This window comes from Brucella pseudogrignonensis, from assembly GCF_031454375.1.
Classification (GTDB): domain Bacteria; phylum Pseudomonadota; class Alphaproteobacteria; order Rhizobiales; family Rhizobiaceae; genus Brucella; species Brucella pseudogrignonensis_A.
Genome location: NZ_JAVDQT010000013.1, coordinates 53,206 through 72,299, shown reverse-complemented (window position 1 = coordinate 72,299; position 19,094 = coordinate 53,206). Strand labels below are relative to the sequence as shown.

Sequence of the window (19,094 nt, the reverse complement as noted above, 5' to 3'; positions counted from 1 at the left end):
CAATGAACTAATTTCCAGACGTCGTCGCGCAACAATTGTCGCTCCGCTTATTAAACTGGGCCAGAAGCTCACCGACGATGAGGGAAAGATTTTCATAAAGTTGATCGGTCGGCTTTTATCAAAAACCAGTAACACGAAAAAGCAGCGGCATATAAGTGTATGGATGGAAACATCCAGAGCGCCCAAATAAGTCCTCTACACAACTGTCCCCTTGCTGAACGCAGATGATAGACGGCTTCAGACCCTTTCGCGGACTGGCCCAATGCTAAGTGCAGAGTGAAGTTCATTGTTCGTTCGGCCTAGCCTACGATTTACAACTATTCTTGTTCCGACTGCATATTATACCTGCCGCTGCGGGTTTTCTTTCTTGAACTGTTGGGTATCGAGACTTTACGCTGAGATTTTCCTCAAGCTGCCTGAGCGTAAAGCCATTGGAAGTGCCGTTGCTGTTTTTTTTGATGTCATTATAAAGAACACGTCACGCAATAGACGCTCGAGAAGCGATAGCAGCTAATGATCGCCAAAAGGGGGTAGATTTTAGAGAAAGTTTCGATATTGAGTGTGATGTAAGGTCATGAGGAGCGGTGATGTTTCTAAAATTTCATTTAAAAACCAATGGCAAATGCACAATGTTGCCGTATAAAAGCGTTCAGTATGTGCAAAATCATGATGATGGTGGGGCGACAATCGTTACAGATATTCCATCCGGGGATCCCAATAAGCCCCGTACATTCAATTGCACGGAAACCGTCGAAGATCTCTATGGAACACTAAAGTCGGATTTCCCTCTTCCAGATGGGGTTTTCTCATTACTGTAACGACAATAGTGGCATTTGTTAAACGCAACTACGCACTTAACGTTTAGAACACGGGGTTTTCTTTTAATCAGAAGTTACCATTGTTCCCCGCGTTGCGTTCCCGCGTTTTGCAACAGGCAGCCTCGGATCACTGACTACCCGACCGAGACTGCCCATTTGCATATCCGTCATCGAATGATTTGAGACTTTTTTGTATTTGAAAATTGGTTTTCCAGCTGGATTGATTTAACCTCTATACACCCTGCGTTTCACGCGACGTTTTGATTGTCTCGAATTTGATCCTTACGTGTTTGGACAGCATAGCTTTGAAGCGTCGAGTAGATACAATAATTAATCACGATGGAAGGGCTGGCAGATAACCGCCTCAGATCAAGTGTGGCGCAGATACTGCGATGATCTCGCTGAGAGGAATGCAATATAGTCGCATTGCCTCGATCTTAGCTGTCTTTTCTGAGGGTTTTGCTGGTGCACAGAACCTCTCCGTTGGAATCGGACGCATTAATCCGAAGAATACTTTATACAAAATAATGTTAAATCGGTCAGTACTGGCAACCAGATAGGCGTAAAATTCGAAGATCAAAAATGGAGTGTTTTGTCGTGAATTCTCAATGACGATGATAATTAGCCACTACATTTATTTGATTTGTGAGTTCTGTTTGAAGACTGGTGGCTAAAAGTACCTGTAAAGCATGTTTATCCGTCTTGAATCCCCGCATTCAGGGGCGGCTGCGAGGATCAATGAGAGTTCAGATCAGTACAACTTATCCCGGCTGAACTTTGTTCAAAAGATCAGCAATCGAAAATTCTACCGTTGGACGGATATCTTTGCGCCAAAGAGCGAAGGCTACGTTGGCTTCGATAAAGCCTGACTTCGAACCACAGTCGAACGTCCGGCCATAATAGTCAAAGCCATAGAATTTCTGCTGATCGGCCAGCTTGAGCATGGCGTCGGTCAGCTGGATTTCATTGCCTGCACCCTTCTCCTGCTTGCTTAGCAGTTCGAAGATTTCTGGCTGAAGAATGTAGCGGCCATTGATATAGAGATTGGAAGGTGCGGTGCCCTTGGCAGGCTTTTCAACCATCTGGTTGATCTCAAAACCGTTGCCGATAGCAGTGCCTTTACCGACGATGCCGTATTTATGTGCTTCTTCAGGATCGCATTCCTGCACAGCAATCACATTGCCGCCGGTCTGCTCATAAAGCTCGACCATTTCCTTGAGACAGCCCTTCTTCGACTGCATAACCATATCTGGCAAAAGCAGTGCGAAAGGCTCATCGCCGACCAGTTCGCGCGCGCACCAGACCGCATGGCCAAGGCCAAGTGGAACCTGCTGACGTGTGAAGCTTGTGGTGCCTGGCTGCGGCTGCAATTCCTGCAAATGCTCAAGCTCTGCCTTTTTGCCGCGTTCGGCTAGCGTTGAATAAAGCTCAACCTGCGCGTCGAAGTAATCTTCGATGACAGCCTTGTTGCGTCCAGTGACGAAAATCAGATGTTCGATACCGGCCTCGCGAGCTTCATCTACCACATACTGGATGACGGGCTTGTCGACAACGGTAAGCATTTCCTTGGGAATGGACTTTGTCGCTGGAAGAAAGCGCGTGCCAAGACCGGCGACCGGGAAAACTGCCTTACGGATTTTGCGGATCGAACTCATGCGTCACCTCGTATTGTTATTTACATATTATTAAACAAGCTTCGCTTGCTAGATTCATACAACTGGAGTTGGAGTGGCTTGATGATAAGAGATCATACCGTTAAACACTTAGTTAATTGGAAATTGTAGGAAGCAGTTGAATGCGCGTATTGATCCTCGGAACCTATGAAGAGCAAAAAAATATTCGTAATTTTGAAGGGCTGATGTCCCATTATATAATAAGAGCTCTTCGTAACAAGGGGGTTGAACTATCATTCGTAGATGTGAGTAATTGCCTATTCATGTCAGATAATGAAGTAGAGGTTTTCTTTCGTGAAGCCGACTTAAAAAACTCTGAACACATAATAGCTTTAGGTTTACGATTCTTCGATAAAATCAGTCCAATTTGTTTAAGAATTCTACGCGAAAGGCATAGTGGAACAATTTGCCAGTTTTATGACGGTGGAATACTTAACGGGCCAGCTGTTGACGCTACTTTCACCTTTAGAGATGATTCTTGGAGGTATCCTCTTAATAGTCCCAATAACCGTCACGAACGATTTCACAATAGTAACTTTTATGTCGGCTGGGCGGCCGACAGTATGCTTTTTTCATCGAATCAAAACGATGATGTGCTTAGAGTTTTAGTTGATCATACATCTTACGATGACTCGGGCTGGGACATTTCTGTGTTTATACTCCAGAGCCTGCGTACAATGGTGCAAAGTAATGTTTGGAAAAAGCGCTTTAAAGGCGTTCAGATACGGCAAATCGTAGAAGGTGGAGTTCGGGATGTAGATCTAAATAATATATGCATTACTGCATACGGTATGAATAAAATACCGATTAAAAAGATAGCTGAAGAGTATTCGAAGAGTCATTTATTCATGGTAACTCATAAAGAGAGTCTTGGGATCTCCGCTCTAGAAGCGGCAGTTGCAGGAGGTCTCCCAGTAATTCCGGCAGGGTTCATACCTTTAGATAGGACAAAAACGTTTCGTAATTTTGAATATAGTGAGAAAATAAATTGGGAAATGGTAATCAATTGTATTGATTGTAAAAAATCCAGAAGTATGTCTATTGATAATAGCTGGAATAAACTCGTTGATAATGTTGTGTCGCTCTTGAAAAGTATGACTTGATATTTTTATAGTTTATTGCTTGAAATAACACTACAGATAACTTGATTTTAACTGGTTTGGGGCCTGTCGTTGCGGGATGTTAGTAAGTAATTGATAATCGATCTTGATATTTTACAATGAGCTACAGTGCTGAACGATCAAAATATTATCTTTCGATTTTTTATTCCAGGCTAAGCTAAGACTTGCTCAAACGCTATTCGACTCAAGAATTCTGTTCAGTTCGTCTCTTAATCGATCAGAAGACATTCCGACCCATCCATGTTCAGCGTTCTCAATCTGTTCACGAAATAACCTTTGTGGTCTAGATTCCAATACTTTACTTAGAACATCAGCTGCTACCAAATCGGCCTTGTGCAATCCGTTCAGTAGATAAATATCTGGATAGGAATTGCTATAATCTATTACTTCATTGAGGTCTTTCCATCCGGATCCGACCTCATTCATTTTTCTAATCCATAACGTATAGTCATGTAATTTTGCTGAATTCTTATCAACCTGCGGATTAATTGATATAGCTGCTTTCATATTAAGTAGGTGTGCGAAAAATATAGCTGCATAGCCACCCATTGATGAGCCTACGGCTACTGACCTATGTGGAGGGATGGAAAAGGCATCTAATAGTTTTGCGATGATGGCCACCCGCTTCGATAGCAACGGGTTCTCATCGGTTCCGATATAATAATGATGCTCGTCATCTCGTAGAAAAAGATACAACGTGGGCTCAGCAAGCCTATTCTGCCAAAACCAAGACCATCTCTCGAACTTGCCCTTATTCATCGATGAAAAATTAACCACCGCTTGTACAGGTTTTTCATCTCGATAAGCACAGATATCAACGTCAGTATCTGCCAAAGTAGAGTCTTTGATGAGATATTCGATGTTGTTGATGTTCATGACAATACATCTTGTACTTTATTTTTCGCGCGCGATCGTCTTTTATTGAGCCGCGAACCAATGTCCGACGAAAAGAGGGACTCAAATTGCCTATACGGTAGATATGGGCGCAAGAACGATGATGAGCTACAATTAACTACAACTCCACCAGCGTCTTCAAAAAAGCCAGCGGCATTAACTATATTGGAAGCCTGAACACTGATAAAAGAGTCTTCCAACTGAGGTTCGGCCTCCTCGTAAAACCGCGGATTTTCATCGGGGTAACGCAGGTCACATCCCAGAAGAAAAACCTCTCTTGAACCAAGATGCCAGGCTAGCTGTAAAGCCAGCATTGTAGTAGTACAGCCGTAGTAAAAACCGTGGGCCAAGTTTTTTGAAAAGCCATCTCTAGACAAAGGCGCGACATAATGGGTTTTATTTGTAATATTCTGGTCATCAAAATCAATCAAATCACGCCGTAAGACACGGATAGTATTGGGATTTAATTTAGTGGTCCCCCACTGGGCTTTTTCAGGAGCAGCTAAAAAACGCTGATCACTAATTACATGATATTTACTACAAAAACCAAAGCGTTCATTTAAGATCGTTGACGCGTTCATGCCAATAACAATCTCTCCCTCTAGTAGATTCAAAGGAAAATCTACTACAGAAGGACCGTTGGCAAGTATAAATACGCGACTGTTTTTATGTTTATTCTTTAGAGAACCAAGGCCATTAGTAAAAAAGTTAATAAAGCTCATTGATCTTAGCCACCAGTTTTATGGGAGTGCAAAACTCTTGAAAGTAAGCATACGCCTCTGATTGCTTAAGGCGTGTTAATTCGGCATCGCTAGCGAATTGCATCAAAGTATCTGCAACTTCGCTCTCATTTGTATAAACGAATGGCGGCATATTGCCTTCACAAAAGGACGCGAATGTTGCCTTACCAAAAAAATCGGCTCTATTAATAACAATATTTCCCGCGCACATACCCTCGAGTGATACCATATGGAAACCGCCCGTACTTATTTCATCAATAGTCATATGACAAGTACGACGAATATCAAATAGGGTCTCAGGCGGAACAGGTTGTGTCGGCGAAACAAGATCAATCTTACCGAGTTGCTGCAAGTTAGTGAGGACGCGATTCAATACATCAGAATTTTTACTAGTCCACCTGCCGGCGTGTTTATGAGTGGGACTAAACATAATGCGAAGCTTTTCACCATCACCTCTTTTCTGGATAGAAGGTGGAGAAAGAATTATATTAGGAACCGGTTTGAAGTCTTGATAAAAACGCCCCCAATGTTGCCCCACTACCAGTTTAAGATCGTACTCTATATCGTGACCTTCTGCCCGATTAACATAAAGTGGACCTTCGCGAAGGGGTGAATGCGCTTGATATACGTATTTCGCCGACTGATTTAGTGACTTTAGCCAGTCTGCTTTACCGGTAGGAAGATAGTTATGAACATGTATAACGTCGGCGATTTTTATTTCCTGATCAATAAATTCTCTTGTGAAAGAATCTATGATAAGCGTTCGATCTAGAAATTTTTTAGACAGTGGGCCATTCTGCGGGTAGTCATTCAAAGCGACCGCAATTGAACGATGCCCACTAAGTTTTTGAGCCCATGCTATTTTCCCAGGGGACCCGACTAAAGGCGTTGGGGTTATATGAACAATATTAAGTCCGGACATCAAAAATTACTCCGTCATACAAGCAAAACGAAATCAAATCTATAAATTTTTGCTTAGTAAAGTCACCTTCACACAAGGTTTTGTACCGCAAATATACAGATTCCGAAACTGCCAAATCTGTGCAATAATCGGACATTCCTTCAACTATTTCATTTACGGACGCACCTGAAATAATATATTCCGACGACAAATGAATAATACCTTGGTAAAAGTTTCTTTCACTTGCTATCAATTCGTTACGATGATTTCCCGTATAGCCCTTAATAGGTAAAAGCCAATCAACTTCTTTTGGGCTGCCTTCCTGTACGGCACGACGGATTGCTAAGTAGAGTAATTCTGAACTCTTTACTTTAATAATCCTCCTCCAAGAACCTTTTATGACCTGTTGGCAGGTGTCTATGGAGAGTATCAAAACGTCTGTTTGAGTAGGGTCTGGCAAGATTAGATTAGGGTCAGTTACTACAACAATAGTGCGCTGACGTGTCCCACATGATCTTATAGCAGATACTAATCCACCCGATGGGTTAATCAGAATAATGTGATCAACTAATGAAACTATCTTCTTATTTTTTACATCAATCCTATCTATTATCGCTAAAGGAGTGGATTGTTCTGGATCAAATGTACCGATCTGAAGCATCGGCTGCTGAAGGTATCTAAAATCTGTAAACTTATCAAACCCACGCGTGACGTCAGCAAGCAAATCTTCATCCCCACGGCGACAAAGAACAGCACTGATAAGACCAATCGGCTTCTCAGGCGGTTCGTTGAACTCGATACGTGAAGACGTAATGTTGGTAAAAACAGCCCGCTTTACATCTCGCAATAGTGGTTGCTGGTGTGATTTTATAGGAATAATATCAGCCGCATTAGTCACTTCTAAATCTTTTGCTGAAGGGGCTAAACGAGAGGAACGGCCATTGTCATCATTTAATTTCATTTGCACTCCTGAATGTGAACTCCGATAGTGAATTGATTTCCAACTGAGAATCCAAGAATCGCGAAAGAACTGCTTTGGATCACGGCGCAACTTGTTCAACTTGCGCTTCCAACGTGAGTTGTTCTGTTTCATATCCCCATCGTAATCTAAGACTTTTCTGAGCGAGGAGTTCAATAAGGTATCTAAGCCCGTCTTCACACCCAATTGATTTGGAACTACAGTACTTGTATTGGAATTGCAAGCCGATTGAACACCTATCAAACAAAGATTATTGAGAGAGGCAAAATGATTATCTACATCCCACAATTGCTTTTCACAATTACTTAACTGTATAAGTTTATCAACGAAAGCCGCAATATTCCATGGCTCGATGGCATGAAGAAGGTTTCGCGGTGCATATTCTACTATTCCAAGGTGCTCCCAACATACCACTGGAGTTCCACAGCTCATAGCCTCAATTCCTACCATCGATGCCGTTTCAAACAAACTTGGAATTACAACGGCCCTGGCTCCTAAGTATAGTTTTTTCTTATTTGTCGAGGAATCTTCGATAATCGAGATATTACTGGGGATGGTATAATTGCTAATAGTAGCCTTATCCGGAACTAATGCAATAAATGAGACGTTTGGCATATTGTGCGCTAATTTCAAAAATATAGGAAACCCTTTGAGCTGGTGAGGCCGCCCGACAAATAAGAAATAGGGTTTTTTTAATCGGTACGTTTCATTATCATTACCGCTAATTGTTGATCCAGGAGCGGGATTAGGATAAACTGCTATGCACTTTTTGATATTATAGATTGCCTTTGAAAATTCTGCGGCTGTAACAGACGGAGCAGATATTATTCTTGCTCTATCCAGTTGTTTTTGCTCCCGATAGATATCGTTATAATTCACCTTCTTAAACTGAAGTATTTGACCAAGAGATTTAGAAAAGTGTAGTCTAATGTGAAGAATGCAATTAGACAATTCTAAGTCAGTAGTAATCGCGTTAGTTTCGGGAGCCTCTAGAATTGTCGTCAGATGATCCGGATTATTGTCTATAAAATCCTGTATTCGCAACCTGAACTCGCTTTCGTTTTCATTATTTCCCTTGCTCAAAAGAAAAACGCTATGAAACGTAGGCTCAATGATTTTCTTTAGATTTTTGCAGTATGACGTTATTCCGCTATCATTCCGATTAATCGGGTCAATTATGATATAGCGAATAAATTTCTTATTGATCTCATTCATTGAGGATTCCATTTGGCGACAGGTGTTCTAAGTTTTCGAGCCCTAGGTTATCAGTTGAAAGGATACGAATTTTAATATAAAAGCGGGAAAGCGGGAATTTTACATGGGTTGATCTTTCTTGTCAGTACCATGAGCCTCTTAAGAGGCGTTCCAACTTTTGCGTTATTTAATACTGCTCATAATAATTTTTGACTTTGTATTGCTGAAGTCCATATCCGTCGCTTCGCGTATCCTTAATTACTTCGAGGCATTTTAAGTGTATGGATGCAGGAGCCTCGACTTTTAGTGACAATGAAATTGAAAGTATTGGAAGATTTTTTCGGTCATAACATGGCTGTGATCTTTGTACCATAGCACGAACTAGGAGTAGCATTTGGACATAGACTATATGAAGTCTGATGGTCCGCTAAACGGCGTGCAGGACTTAAACAGCAAAGATATACACTGTCCGAAATTGTTGAGCTCAAATCAGGATCTGGCAATGAAAGGCTTACACAGCAATGCCTCTGCCGATCACAATCAAAGACAGATTTGAATACCCGATTAATCGGTAAGCTACCTAATATATTTTAACTGCTTTTTTCTGATTTTCTTCATGGAGTTGAATTGCGTCATCGATGCTATCGAAGAAAATCAAGTCACCGTCGTTTAATACAGCTCCTCTGTCGCAAAACTCTTTTAACAGTGAATTACTATGGGATACTAGAATAACGGTAGCAGCTTCCCTCTTTTTATCCAAGGTCGCGCGACATTTTTTCTTGAAAGAAGAATCCCCCACAGCTATCACTTCATCGATTAGATAAAAATCAAAATCGATAGCCATGCTCATCCCGAATGCTAAACGAGCCCTCATTCCGCTGGAGTATGAACGTACTGGCATATCCATATATCTTCCTAACTCTGAAAATTCTTTGACAAATTCAAAAACGAAACGCGGATCTTGATTATAAATCCTCGAAACAAATCGGATGTTCTCGCGGGCAGACAGAGAGCCATGAAAGCCCCCAGTAAAGCCAAGAGGCCATGATATAGAGCTATTTCGAATTATGTTTCCACGATCACAAACTTCACTGCCCGAGATCAATTTGAATAATGTAGACTTTCCGGCGCCATTGCGTCCCAAAACACCGGTATTCTGCCCTTTCTTGAAAGTGCAACTAACATCATTAAGGACTGTTCGGCGCCCCCCTTTTGTCGGGTATGATTTAACTACATTGATAAACTCAATCATGCTCTCACCAAAACATTTCTGTATAGTCGTTCCAGGATCAGCCCGAGAACTAGGATGCTTACTGAGAGCCAAATGACGTACTGCTTACTCAATAACGGATCATAACTTAGATACGTTGAGCTTCGAAGCCACTCAATGGAGTTTAAAAGCGGATTCCAAGAAAGTATGTTCTGTATCGCAGGCGGCATGTTTTTTGGCATGTAGAAAATTCCGGAAAGAAATAAAAGAGGCAGTTTGAGAAGTCCCCATATCCTTTCCCACACCGGTAAAAGCAGAAATACAACCGAGTTAAGGGTTCCAACAGCGGAAGCTAGCAAGATACCACCCAATAATGAAAATAAAAAATCGCCGGGGTAATGTATGACCGTATTATCTGAATACATTTCCAGTAAAAAGAAAAAAGACATAATCACAACTAACATAGTTATTGACTCTAACATTATACGAGCAAATATAGTGTCAACTGGCTTTACGATCGGATATGTCAATAATGCTTGATTGGCGCTTATCGCACTAGATGTTTTATCGGCTATGGATATGAATAAACGATAGCCAAGAAGCCCAGTCAGTACAAAAAGGTAAATGTTTTCACCAAATGGGACAGAAGCATGCATCTCACTGCGGATAAATATTAGGATCACAACATAAGCTGAGGGCTCTACGAAGGCCCAAAGATAGCCTAGTTTATTTTTACCAAATCGCGTTTTGGTTTCTCTTAATAATACGGCTACCTGTACGCGCCACATCACTTTTAAACCACGCATGAATAATATCAAATCGTATAATATTTTAGATTGCATGGTCTCTTACCGACTGAATAATTAGATACAACAATAACCATAGAAGAATACAGGCAGAAAATGTTAAGAACGTATTAGTCGTTTTCTTCGGGTACATCGCCGCATCAGGCTGCGAAGGCTCCACGACTAATGCAAAGTATCGTTCTTGTTTACGAGCCTCAACTAGTGACTGTTCTAGGGCCATTAATGCTGCGGTATAGGCTTTCTCTGCGAATTCCTGCTCTAACAGCAATCCGCTGTAAGCAGTGTAAATCCTGCTTAAATTGATTTGATCCGTAGTACTATTTGACGAACCTTCTTGTCCGCCGCCCGAACCTACTCGTTTCTTTTGATCATCAATTTGTCGCTCAATAGCGCTTATCTGGCGATCTAAGACTCGCAATGTGGGACTATCTCGAGTGGTTTGTGACAAAGCCGAACGACGAGCTTGTAGATCCGCTAACGAAACTTGCAACTCCTTGATAATGGCCTGCTCAGACTGAGCGACGAGTTGCGGATCCAAAGCCTGCTCTTTATTACGAAATTCTTCAACTGAGTTACGTGCGATTTTTAATCTGGCCTCAGTGCGTGAAACCTCGTCTTGGGCTGTAGATATAAGTTGCTTTCGCGCGCTATCGGAAAGACGGTTAACGAGTTTCTCGGAAACCGCGATAACCGTTTGAGATATCTCGTGAGCATCTTCCGCTGAGAAAGCCTTTATCCTAAAGGTTGTTATACCAGTAGTAGAATTAAACTCTACAGCAGAAACATTTTGCCAGTATTTCACAAACTTCTCAAATGGTAAATCTGGTTTAATTCTGTAAAAGTAATCGATACTTGATTTAGAAAAATACCGTCTTAAGTCAACGCCTCTTTCCTTTAACGCATCAATGATAATCTGCGTTGATTTTATATAATCTGATACTATGTACGAATCGCCGGATTGAACATTTGCTCCAGGCAAAGCTGCAAGGCCTAATGCGGAAAGGGGAGACGTCGTCGTTCCACGTACTGCGAACAATGTTTCCGAACGGTACTGATCACTTGCGACAAAGGCGTAGTACAACCCCACCAAAATAGTAGGAATAACAACCATACAGACGAAAGATGCAGCCGTTATCGACATTTGCCATCGAAGTTTTTTCTTCGCAGCCAGCGCTCCGACTTTTCTGATAACGTGATTCAAAGGAATTCTCTGCCTCGTAATTTTAGCATATTCACCGATCCTCATACATGAAACAGTGGCAGACGGACAACAACTTCCTGAATTTAACAGCTAACTGTTCGTTAACTCTTTCAACACCTTCAAAAATATGCCACGTGATTGCGAACTATTAAACCCGAGTTTGCAAGGTCTTGTTAATATCCTACAGGCTAATTGTGACTGATTCAGTTTTGGTATTAGGTGGGGACGTACTCTATGATGAAAGCTAGCGCAAAAAGTGGCGTTATTGCGCTTATGCTCAGTTTAGCTGGTTGTGGTGCGGTTCCCACCGATGGCCCCCTAAAATCTGATGTCATTAAAGATGCGACCAAAGATATCTCCACAAATTCATTCGTTTACGATGTCGTAGATGTCGACCTTAGGATAGCCAATTACGTCGCGAGTTATAAGCCTGTAGCCCTCGAAAAGATGTTTGGCTTCGGTGGACCCGCTTCAACTCCTGTTATCGGTGTTGGCGATGGACTTAACATCAACATTTTTGAAGCTGGTCCGGATGGTTTGTTTTCATCAGCGGAACAGAAGCAGGTCACAATTGGGGTAGTCGTCCAACCTGATGGTTATGCTGCCATCCCTTATGTCGGATCGTTTAAATTCGCAGGAAAGACCTTAGAAACCGCGCGCCGAGGCATCAAAGCCGCGCTCGAAGGGAAGGCGGTCGAACCTGACGTTATAATCACACTTGCCGGCAACTCATCCCGAACCGTTTCAATTAACGGCTCAGTTGCAACAGCTTCCGTTGTGTCTCTGGGGTTGCAGGGCGAGCAATTGACCGAAGTAATAGCGAAAGCTGGCGGTCCTACGAAAGCGCCTTACGATTCGTATGTATCGCTGACGCGCGGGAAATCGACCAGCAAAGTGCTTTTTCAGACGCTTATCGATAATCCACGTGAGAATATATATGTAAAGCCTGGCGATCAGATTTATGTAAGCTACGATCCACAGTCGTTCACCGCCTTGGGTTCAGTTGGAAAAGTTGGCCAAGTTCACTTCAATGCAGCTGACCTGAGCTTGATTGAAGCTGCCGCTTTAGCCGGCGGTAGCGACGGGAACTTGGCTGATCCCCAAGGCTATTTCGTATTTCGTTATGAAAACGAACGTATTGCGCGATTAGTTCTGGGCGAAACGCGTTTCAATCATAGCCTTCAGCGAGGAATGTATCCTAATCGTGATGGTCACTATCCGATTGTGTATCGAATCGATATGACGAAGCCTCAAAGCTATTTGCTCGGACAGACGTTTCCAGTGAACAATAAAGATGTTGTGTACCTTTCGCGGCACCCCGCTACCGATTTGCTGAAGTTCCTTCGAATGGTTTCAACACCTCTCGGCGTTGCTCGTAGCGCAAGTTCTTTCTAAGTGACCTTACGTCGCCTTTTACAGTTGGCATCAAATTTCAGCGATCGTGGCTCTGCTTACGAACCACTGACGGGTGAACGAAAGTTCATTAAGCTCCACAGAGGTATCCGCAAGCAAAGACAGCTCTGCCGCATACTCGAACTGATGGGATGGACAGCAAGCTCCGCCAAATTTGGCGCAGACGCTTACGGCGGATGGGGACGAAAGCCGTCGGGACTGAATGCTCTGAGACTAGCCAATCAAAAAAATCGACCGTTTTTTGCTCTCGAGGATGGTTTCGTTCGTTCCGTTGGTTTAGGCCAATATGGCGAACCTCCTCTGAGTATCATTATGGATGCGAACGGCATTTATTATGATGCCACGCAACCTTCCGATCTTGAGTTACGCTTGAACGATTCGAACCGCGCGAAGAACTTCGACGCCCAACGCGCCAGCGCAGCCATGAACGTTTTGAAAGATGAACGGATATCAAAATACAACCAGACTGGTAGGGACGCCGGTTTAGGCGTGAAACGAGAAGGCTATGTTTTAGTCGTCGATCAAACAAAAGATGATCCATCGATCACGTATGGCTTAGCCTCATCCAAGACATTCGCCGATATGCTAATCGCAGCTAAGCGCGAAAATCCGGCTCAGAAAATAGTTATAAAGACCCATCCAGGAGTGTTGGCAGGAGTAGCCAAAGGACACTATTCTCCCGACGTGGACCAAGTTGAATTCCTGGTCGACGAAATTAATCCTTGGATTCTTCTGGAAGGCGCGTCGAAAGTTTATACGGTCACATCCGGTATGGGTATGGAAGCGTTGATAGCGGGAAAACCTGTTAGGTGCTTTGGAGCTCCATATTACGCGGGTTACGGCCTCACTCTTGACGAGCTTGAACTCAGCCGAAGGTCCAAGAACGTTACACTTGAGAGCCTCTTCTCGGCCGCCTATCTCGAATATCCGACTTATTACGATCCTTACAGAGACGAAGTTACCACCTTCGAGCGGACCATTGAGACGCTTGCATTTTTACGTGACGAAAATGAGCTAAACCGAACAAAGACTTATTGTTTGGGAATGAGCAAATGGAAACAACCGAGCGTGGCAGCGTTCTTGCGCTCCACACATCAAGAGCCTACGTTTATGCGATCGCCATCTAAAGCTTTAGAAAAAGCAAAGGCGAGCAATGGCAGATTGGTGATATGGGCATCCAAAAGTAAGAGTTCTTTTTCAGAGCAGTGCCGAGCTGAAGGCGTCAACCTGTTAAAGATGGAGGATGGGTTCTTACGTTCGAAGGGATTGGGTTCAAATCTCATCCCACCACTTTCACTAGTCCTGGATAATGAAGGTATTTATTATGACCCGACCCGATCTTCGGAATTAGAAACCATTATCCAGCATGGACATTTTAAAGAAAGTTCGCTCATTTCTGCTGCCGAAATACAGCTTGATATTATCCGATCGGGTTTGACGAAGTATAATGTTGGAGAAGGTCGAGTAATTGAAAACCTGCCTTTGAAAGGCGAAAAATCTGTTATTCTCGTACCGGGGCAGGTGAGTGATGATGCATCGATCCGACTTGGTACGTCCTTGAGTCCGGTTAGAACCAACCTGGAATTGTTAAAGGCTACCCGCCTCGCTAATCCGGATGCTTTTATTATCTATAAACCGCATCCCGATGTCGAAGCGGGAAACCGTTACGGCCGCATCTCATCTCACAACATTCTGGAATATGCCGACTATATAGCTAGTGAAATTTCCACTAGTTACGTTCTGGATATATGTGACGAGGTTTGGACACTGACATCGCTGATGGGTCTGGAAGCTCTAATTCGTAAGAAAAAGGTCGTATGCTTCGGTTTACCATTCTATGCGGGATGGGGACTGACCGAAGATAAAATAGGATGTAATCGTCGAACACGCAAAGCATCGTTAAACGAAATCTTTGCGGCTGCTTACCTGGTATATTCGAAATATATTTTCCGTGGCTTAGATGGTTATATGCGGATGCCAGCTGAGATGGCACCCGCTATTCTGAAGAAATAAGCCGTAAATCCGGGAACGGATTAACTAGTAACCTTTCACGCACCGATCAATCGCACGGATATCACCCAATAGAGCGCTCAAGTTGTTGATTGGTATCATATTTGGGCCATCACTTGGCGCATTATCGGGATCTTCGTGAGTTTCGATGAAAACGGAGGCAACTCCAATCGCAACAGCCGCCTTGGCAAGTGAACCTACAAACTTTCTTTCACCACCACTCGACGTGCCGCGTCCGCCAGGTTGCTGTACGGAATGTGTTGCATCAAAGACCGTTGGATACCCCATCTCCGCCATGATCGGGAGGGCTCTGAAATCGTTTACAAGCGTGTTGTAGCCAAACGATGTGCCTCGCTCGCACAAGAGAATTCTTTCATTGCCTGTTGAAGCAATCTTTGCTGCAACATTTGACATATCCCATGGAGCCAAAAATTGTCCTTTTTTGACGTTGATTGCTCTCTGTGTTTCCCCAGCAGCTAAAAGAAGATCCGTTTGACGGCACAAAAACGCTGGAATTTGCAAAACATCTACAACTTCAGCAACAGTTTTGCACTGAATAGCATCGTGAATATCTGTCAGAACAGGGCAGCCGAACTCAGCCTTGACGCGCGCGAGAATTTCGAGGCCTTTATCTATACCAATACCGCGTGCCGATGCTCCAGAGGAGCGATTGGCTTTGTCAAAGCTGGATTTGAAAATGAACTCAATTTTCAAATCTTGGCAAATCTTTGAAATTTGTTCAGCGAGCATCAAGGAATGATCTAGTCCTTCGATCTGGCATGGGCCAGCTATCAAAACGAAGGGAAGATCATTAGAAATTGTTACGTCTTCAATTTTTACCGGTTTCATTACACTAACTTTCACGCCTTCGACTACAATGCGGCTTCAACGCGTTCGATATCCCACGGATTATTAACTTCCCAAAACTCCTGCTTGTCGTCTTGCATTTCGACACACAGTATAGGAAGTCCGTTTTCAAGGAACCGAAGCTGCTCCAGTCCTTCAAGCTTTTCCAGAATACCTTCTCCAAGTCCCGTGTATTTTTGGAGGGCATCATACCGATATGCGTAGACACCCACATGGTGAAAGACTGGAATAGGATCAAAAGTCTGCCCCGGATTTCTGTAAGGAATTACTTCCTTGGAGAAATAAAGAGCCCGCCCATTTCGATCAAAAACGCCAGTTGTTCCGCCCACAGACCCGTTTGCCCTGTCTTCAACAAAACGCGATAGCGTTTCGGAATTGCATCGCAGAACAGGAGTGGCGACGTCCGATGCGCTATCGTCCTTTAATCCATTGATTAGACGATCTAAGAAGAAAGAAGGCGTGAGTGGAGCATCCCCTTGAAGGTTAACGATGATTTCCGGGGTGATAGCAAGGTTCTTAATAGCTTCGGCACAACGCTCAGTGCCGTTCTTGCAACTGCTGCTAGTCATAACGACCTCAGCTCCGAAGCTTTTTGCGGCATCTGCAATACGATCATCGTCAGTAGCAACGTAAACGGCGCTAATGTCTTCTACCGCCAAGGCTTTTTCCCAGGTACGATGAATGAGTGATTTAACTACTCCATCCTTGCCACGCAACCCGACAAGCGGCTTACCTGGAAATCTTGAAGATTCGTATCTAGCTGGGATTATGATAACGTTTTCAGACATTACTGCACTCGCGCTCTCAAGCAATCATGAATATGGATAATTCCGGGACAATCGTCAGCCCCATTTTCTACAACAAGACACGTCACGCTCTTGGCCGTCATTAATTCAAGCGCTTCAAAAGCATAGCAATCTTGCGAAATAGTCAGGGGCTTACCAAGAATCATATCTCTCGCGCGACTGGTCCACAATTCACCAGCACGTCGCCGCATATCCCCGTCTGTGATGACGCCGGCAATTCCTTCCGGAGATGTAACAATAGCGATACCAAAGCCTTTTTCAGACATCTTGATCACAACTTCATTCATGGGTGTGTCAACATCGACCAAAGGCAAAGCATCACCCAGATGCATCAAGTCGCGCACTCGCAACAGTTTTGCCCCAAGTTTGCCACCTGGATGATATCTGCGAAAATCTTCAGACGTAGCCCCTAAAAACTCGGCAATCCCAACAGCCAATCCATCACCTATCGCAAGTGACAGAGTCGTCGAGGTAGTGGGAGCCAAGCCATTTGGGCACACCTCTTCGACTTTTCCATAGGCGATGGTGTACTTGGCGCACTTTCCCAGCGTACTATCTTTTGAAGCTGTCACAGCAACAATCGGGATACTATGCGCTTCGCAATAAAAGATCAGATCTGACAACTCTGACGTTTCACCAGAATTCGAAAAAACCAGACAGGTACTGTCTGAACCAACTAATCCCAGATCACCATGGCTCGCCTCTGAAGCATGAAGAAAAACTGACGGTTTTCCAATTGAGCGCAAAGTGGATGCAATCTTACGAGCGATATGTCCTGACTTACCTATCCCTGCGACAACGACATGCCCTTTTGCACTGGCCATCAATTCAACTGCTTTTGAAAAGTCATCGTTGATTTGGTCTGCAAAGTTACAGACAGCTAGTCCTTCAGCCTTAATAGCATTTTTGCAAACATTCATTAGAGATTCTTTTGAAGATTCTTCTACGCTCAAAGTAATCATGTTCTCCACGCTCATCCTCGTAAGACTTTCGATTGTGCTTTGTTATTGTCGTAATAGCTGCTTTGATTGGAAAATTTAACAATATCTTTGTTTGTTAATGTTTCAACATCGAGAAGCTTATTCTCGGATATCGTAGCTCCAATTATTCTTTTCACTTCCTGAACTGCCATTGGAAGTCCTTCACGCGCATAGAAATCACCCTTTTTTAAAGAGTTCGTCTTCAACCATGAAAGATACCGCGAGCACAACGCTCTGTCTGGATTAACACTCTCTTCCCAGAAGGCGTCGAAATCATCATTTGTTTTAGCAGTTTTTGTAAGAATTGTGCCAGAATAGATAGCTTCTCCAGTTACCAGTAGCGGTATAGCATGGGCAATGGCAGATAGACCTGAGGTACTGTTGATTGTGATCATTCCGACAGAGTGCCTGACCAGCAAACCCAGAGAGCCGGTATCGATAACATCAATACGATCTGAAACCCCATGAAGCGTCGAAAGAGATTCAATTAACTTTTTATGATTGCTATGTCCCCGAGCCAATGGATGAACTTTAAACACCAGCCGCTTGTCCTCATTAGCTTTTTTTGCAAATGACGAAATGGTTGCTATTATCAGTTTTTCGTTAGTCCAGCCTTTTGCAGCACCTCGCAGCTGGCTATCGTCAGCTACTTGAAGTGGGACAACGAAGAAGTTTCGATCATGATGTTCGAGGAGTCGCTCGATCGACGCGAAATTTCGTCCCTGATGCAAGATTTTACGGACCAAATTACGGCTCCAATAAAACGCTTCTCCTCCCAGGGATCGTTTCTTATGAAATGTTCCACGCTGGCTAAAACCGCTAAGAAGATTTAGCGTGTAGTATTTAAATCCATACCAGCACATCCGTGAAAATGAGTCAGAAAAGCTCTTTTGTTTCTTGATAACGGGGGGTATGTCGAATTTTGCAGGCGGGAGCTTTCCCGCTAATGGAGAGTAGCGATTATTGCCTTCCCGCTCGATAGTTACGTAACCGGGTCGGATGTATCCCTCTTCCAAAGAGATAACCGGAATATTTCTCTTTTTTGCTATTTCACGCGCGACAGAATGAACTGGCCTTTCACACCCAAACAATACAATACAGTCGACTTCGGAGTATGCTAAAAATTGATCAAACCAACCAGGCCATTGCTCCAAACCCTGACCAAAGTTAATTCTCTTAGTTCTTCTCGCAAAATAGCGATCCCCTGCGGTGAAACAAATTCGCCAGGTATCGTAGCCATCCTGTCCTAAAGAAGATTGCAGTTCATCAAAGAAGGGCCCCACAGGGCCTTGGAGCAGAAGTACGCGCAATGATGATTTTGATCCAAGTTTACGTACTTTCCTGCCGAAACGTGCAGAAATAACTTTCCGTGGCAGTCCGATGACTTCATCGGGCAACTTGGAGTTATCATTCCTGGACAAAAGCACCCCCTGGCGGAATATAAGATCATCACTTATTTAGCATTACACCATGTGGCAACG

General features: G+C 43.5%; 15 protein-coding genes and 1 pseudogene. 4 read left to right on the top strand and 12 right to left on the bottom strand.

All coding sequences use genetic code 11. The features are described from left to right. Positions 1-181, top strand: a pseudogene (locus tag J2782_RS21785) (hypothetical protein); the annotation flags it as partial. A 1,398-nt stretch (positions 182-1,579) separates the two neighbouring features. Here the strand turns inward: J2782_RS21785 and galU are convergent. Next, positions 1,580-2,473, bottom strand: a complete 894-nt coding sequence (gene galU / locus J2782_RS21780) for a UTP--glucose-1-phosphate uridylyltransferase GalU (protein WP_310016144.1) — start codon at positions 2,471-2,473, stop codon at positions 1,580-1,582. Positions 2,474-2,613: 140 nt separating this feature from the next. On the opposite strand from galU, the gene J2782_RS21775 reads away from it, so the two are divergent. Then, positions 2,614-3,594 (top strand): hypothetical protein, encoded by a 981-nt coding sequence (locus tag J2782_RS21775; protein WP_310016143.1) that lies wholly within the window; start codon positions 2,614-2,616, stop codon positions 3,592-3,594. 186 nt (positions 3,595-3,780) lie between these two features. On the opposite strand, the gene J2782_RS21770 is transcribed toward J2782_RS21775, so the two are convergent. The 7 genes from J2782_RS21770 to J2782_RS21740 form a co-directional block, all read right to left on the bottom strand. Next, positions 3,781-4,488, bottom strand: coding sequence for a hypothetical protein (locus J2782_RS21770; RefSeq protein WP_310016142.1), 708 nt, complete (start codon positions 4,486-4,488; stop codon positions 3,781-3,783). Then, positions 4,485-5,228 (bottom strand): motility associated factor glycosyltransferase family protein, encoded by a 744-nt coding sequence (locus tag J2782_RS21765; protein ID WP_310016141.1) that lies wholly within the window; start codon positions 5,226-5,228, stop codon positions 4,485-4,487. The genes J2782_RS21770 and J2782_RS21765 overlap by 4 nt, the downstream gene beginning before the upstream one ends. Further along, positions 5,215-6,168 (bottom strand): hypothetical protein, encoded by a 954-nt coding sequence (locus J2782_RS21760; protein WP_310016140.1) that lies wholly within the window; start codon positions 6,166-6,168, stop codon positions 5,215-5,217. The genes J2782_RS21765 and J2782_RS21760 overlap by 14 nt, the downstream gene beginning before the upstream one ends. Next, a complete protein-coding gene (locus J2782_RS21755; protein ID WP_310016139.1) occupies positions 6,155-8,341 on the bottom strand; it encodes a glycosyltransferase in 2,187 nt (728 codons plus the stop codon). The genes J2782_RS21760 and J2782_RS21755 overlap by 14 nt, the downstream gene beginning before the upstream one ends. A 559-nt stretch (positions 8,342-8,900) precedes the next feature. After that, on the bottom strand, positions 8,901-9,572 hold the full coding sequence (locus tag J2782_RS21750) for an ABC transporter ATP-binding protein (RefSeq protein ID WP_310016138.1): 672 nt from the start codon (positions 9,570-9,572) through the stop codon (positions 8,901-8,903). After that, the gene (locus J2782_RS21745) at positions 9,569-10,336 is read right to left on the bottom strand and encodes an ABC transporter permease (RefSeq protein WP_310016137.1); all 768 of its coding nucleotides are present in this window, start codon (positions 10,334-10,336) and stop codon (positions 9,569-9,571) included. Before J2782_RS21745 ends, J2782_RS21750 begins: the two co-directional genes overlap by 4 nt. A gap of 25 nt (positions 10,337-10,361) precedes the next feature. Further along, entirely contained in the window at positions 10,362-11,537 is a 1,176-nt protein-coding gene (locus tag J2782_RS21740) for a KpsE/RkpR family capsule polysaccharide export protein (RefSeq protein WP_310016136.1), read from the bottom strand. 234 nt (positions 11,538-11,771) lie between these two features. Between J2782_RS21740 and J2782_RS21735 the strand changes: the two genes are divergently transcribed. Both J2782_RS21735 and J2782_RS21730 read left to right on the top strand, forming a co-directional pair. Next, positions 11,772-12,932 (top strand): polysaccharide biosynthesis/export family protein, encoded by a 1,161-nt coding sequence (locus J2782_RS21735; protein WP_310016135.1) that lies wholly within the window; start codon positions 11,772-11,774, stop codon positions 12,930-12,932. Next, the gene (locus tag J2782_RS21730) at positions 12,933-14,963 is read left to right on the top strand and encodes a capsular polysaccharide biosynthesis protein (RefSeq protein WP_310016134.1); all 2,031 of its coding nucleotides are present in this window, start codon (positions 12,933-12,935) and stop codon (positions 14,961-14,963) included. A 24-nt stretch (positions 14,964-14,987) separates the two neighbouring features. Here the strand turns inward: J2782_RS21730 and kdsA are convergent, their stop codons facing one another. From kdsA to J2782_RS21710, 4 genes are read right to left on the bottom strand one after another with little or no spacing between them, the layout of a single operon-like run. After that, complete coding sequence (gene kdsA, locus J2782_RS21725) at positions 14,988-15,809, bottom strand: 3-deoxy-8-phosphooctulonate synthase (RefSeq protein WP_310016133.1); 822 nt, start codon at positions 15,807-15,809, stop codon at positions 14,988-14,990. A 23-nt stretch (positions 15,810-15,832) separates the two neighbouring features. Then, positions 15,833-16,615 (bottom strand): 3-deoxy-manno-octulosonate cytidylyltransferase, encoded by a 783-nt coding sequence (locus J2782_RS21720; protein WP_310016132.1) that lies wholly within the window; start codon positions 16,613-16,615, stop codon positions 15,833-15,835. After that, positions 16,615-17,595 carry a KpsF/GutQ family sugar-phosphate isomerase gene (locus J2782_RS21715; protein WP_310016131.1) on the bottom strand — a complete coding sequence of 327 codons (981 nt, stop codon included), beginning with the start codon at positions 17,593-17,595 and terminating at the stop codon, positions 16,615-16,617. Before J2782_RS21715 ends, J2782_RS21720 begins: the two co-directional genes overlap by 1 nt. Positions 17,596-17,606: 11 nt before the next feature. After that, a complete protein-coding gene (locus J2782_RS21710; protein ID WP_310016130.1) occupies positions 17,607-19,034 on the bottom strand; it encodes a capsular biosynthesis protein in 1,428 nt (475 codons plus the stop codon). Positions 19,035-19,094: the final 60 nt, after the last annotated feature.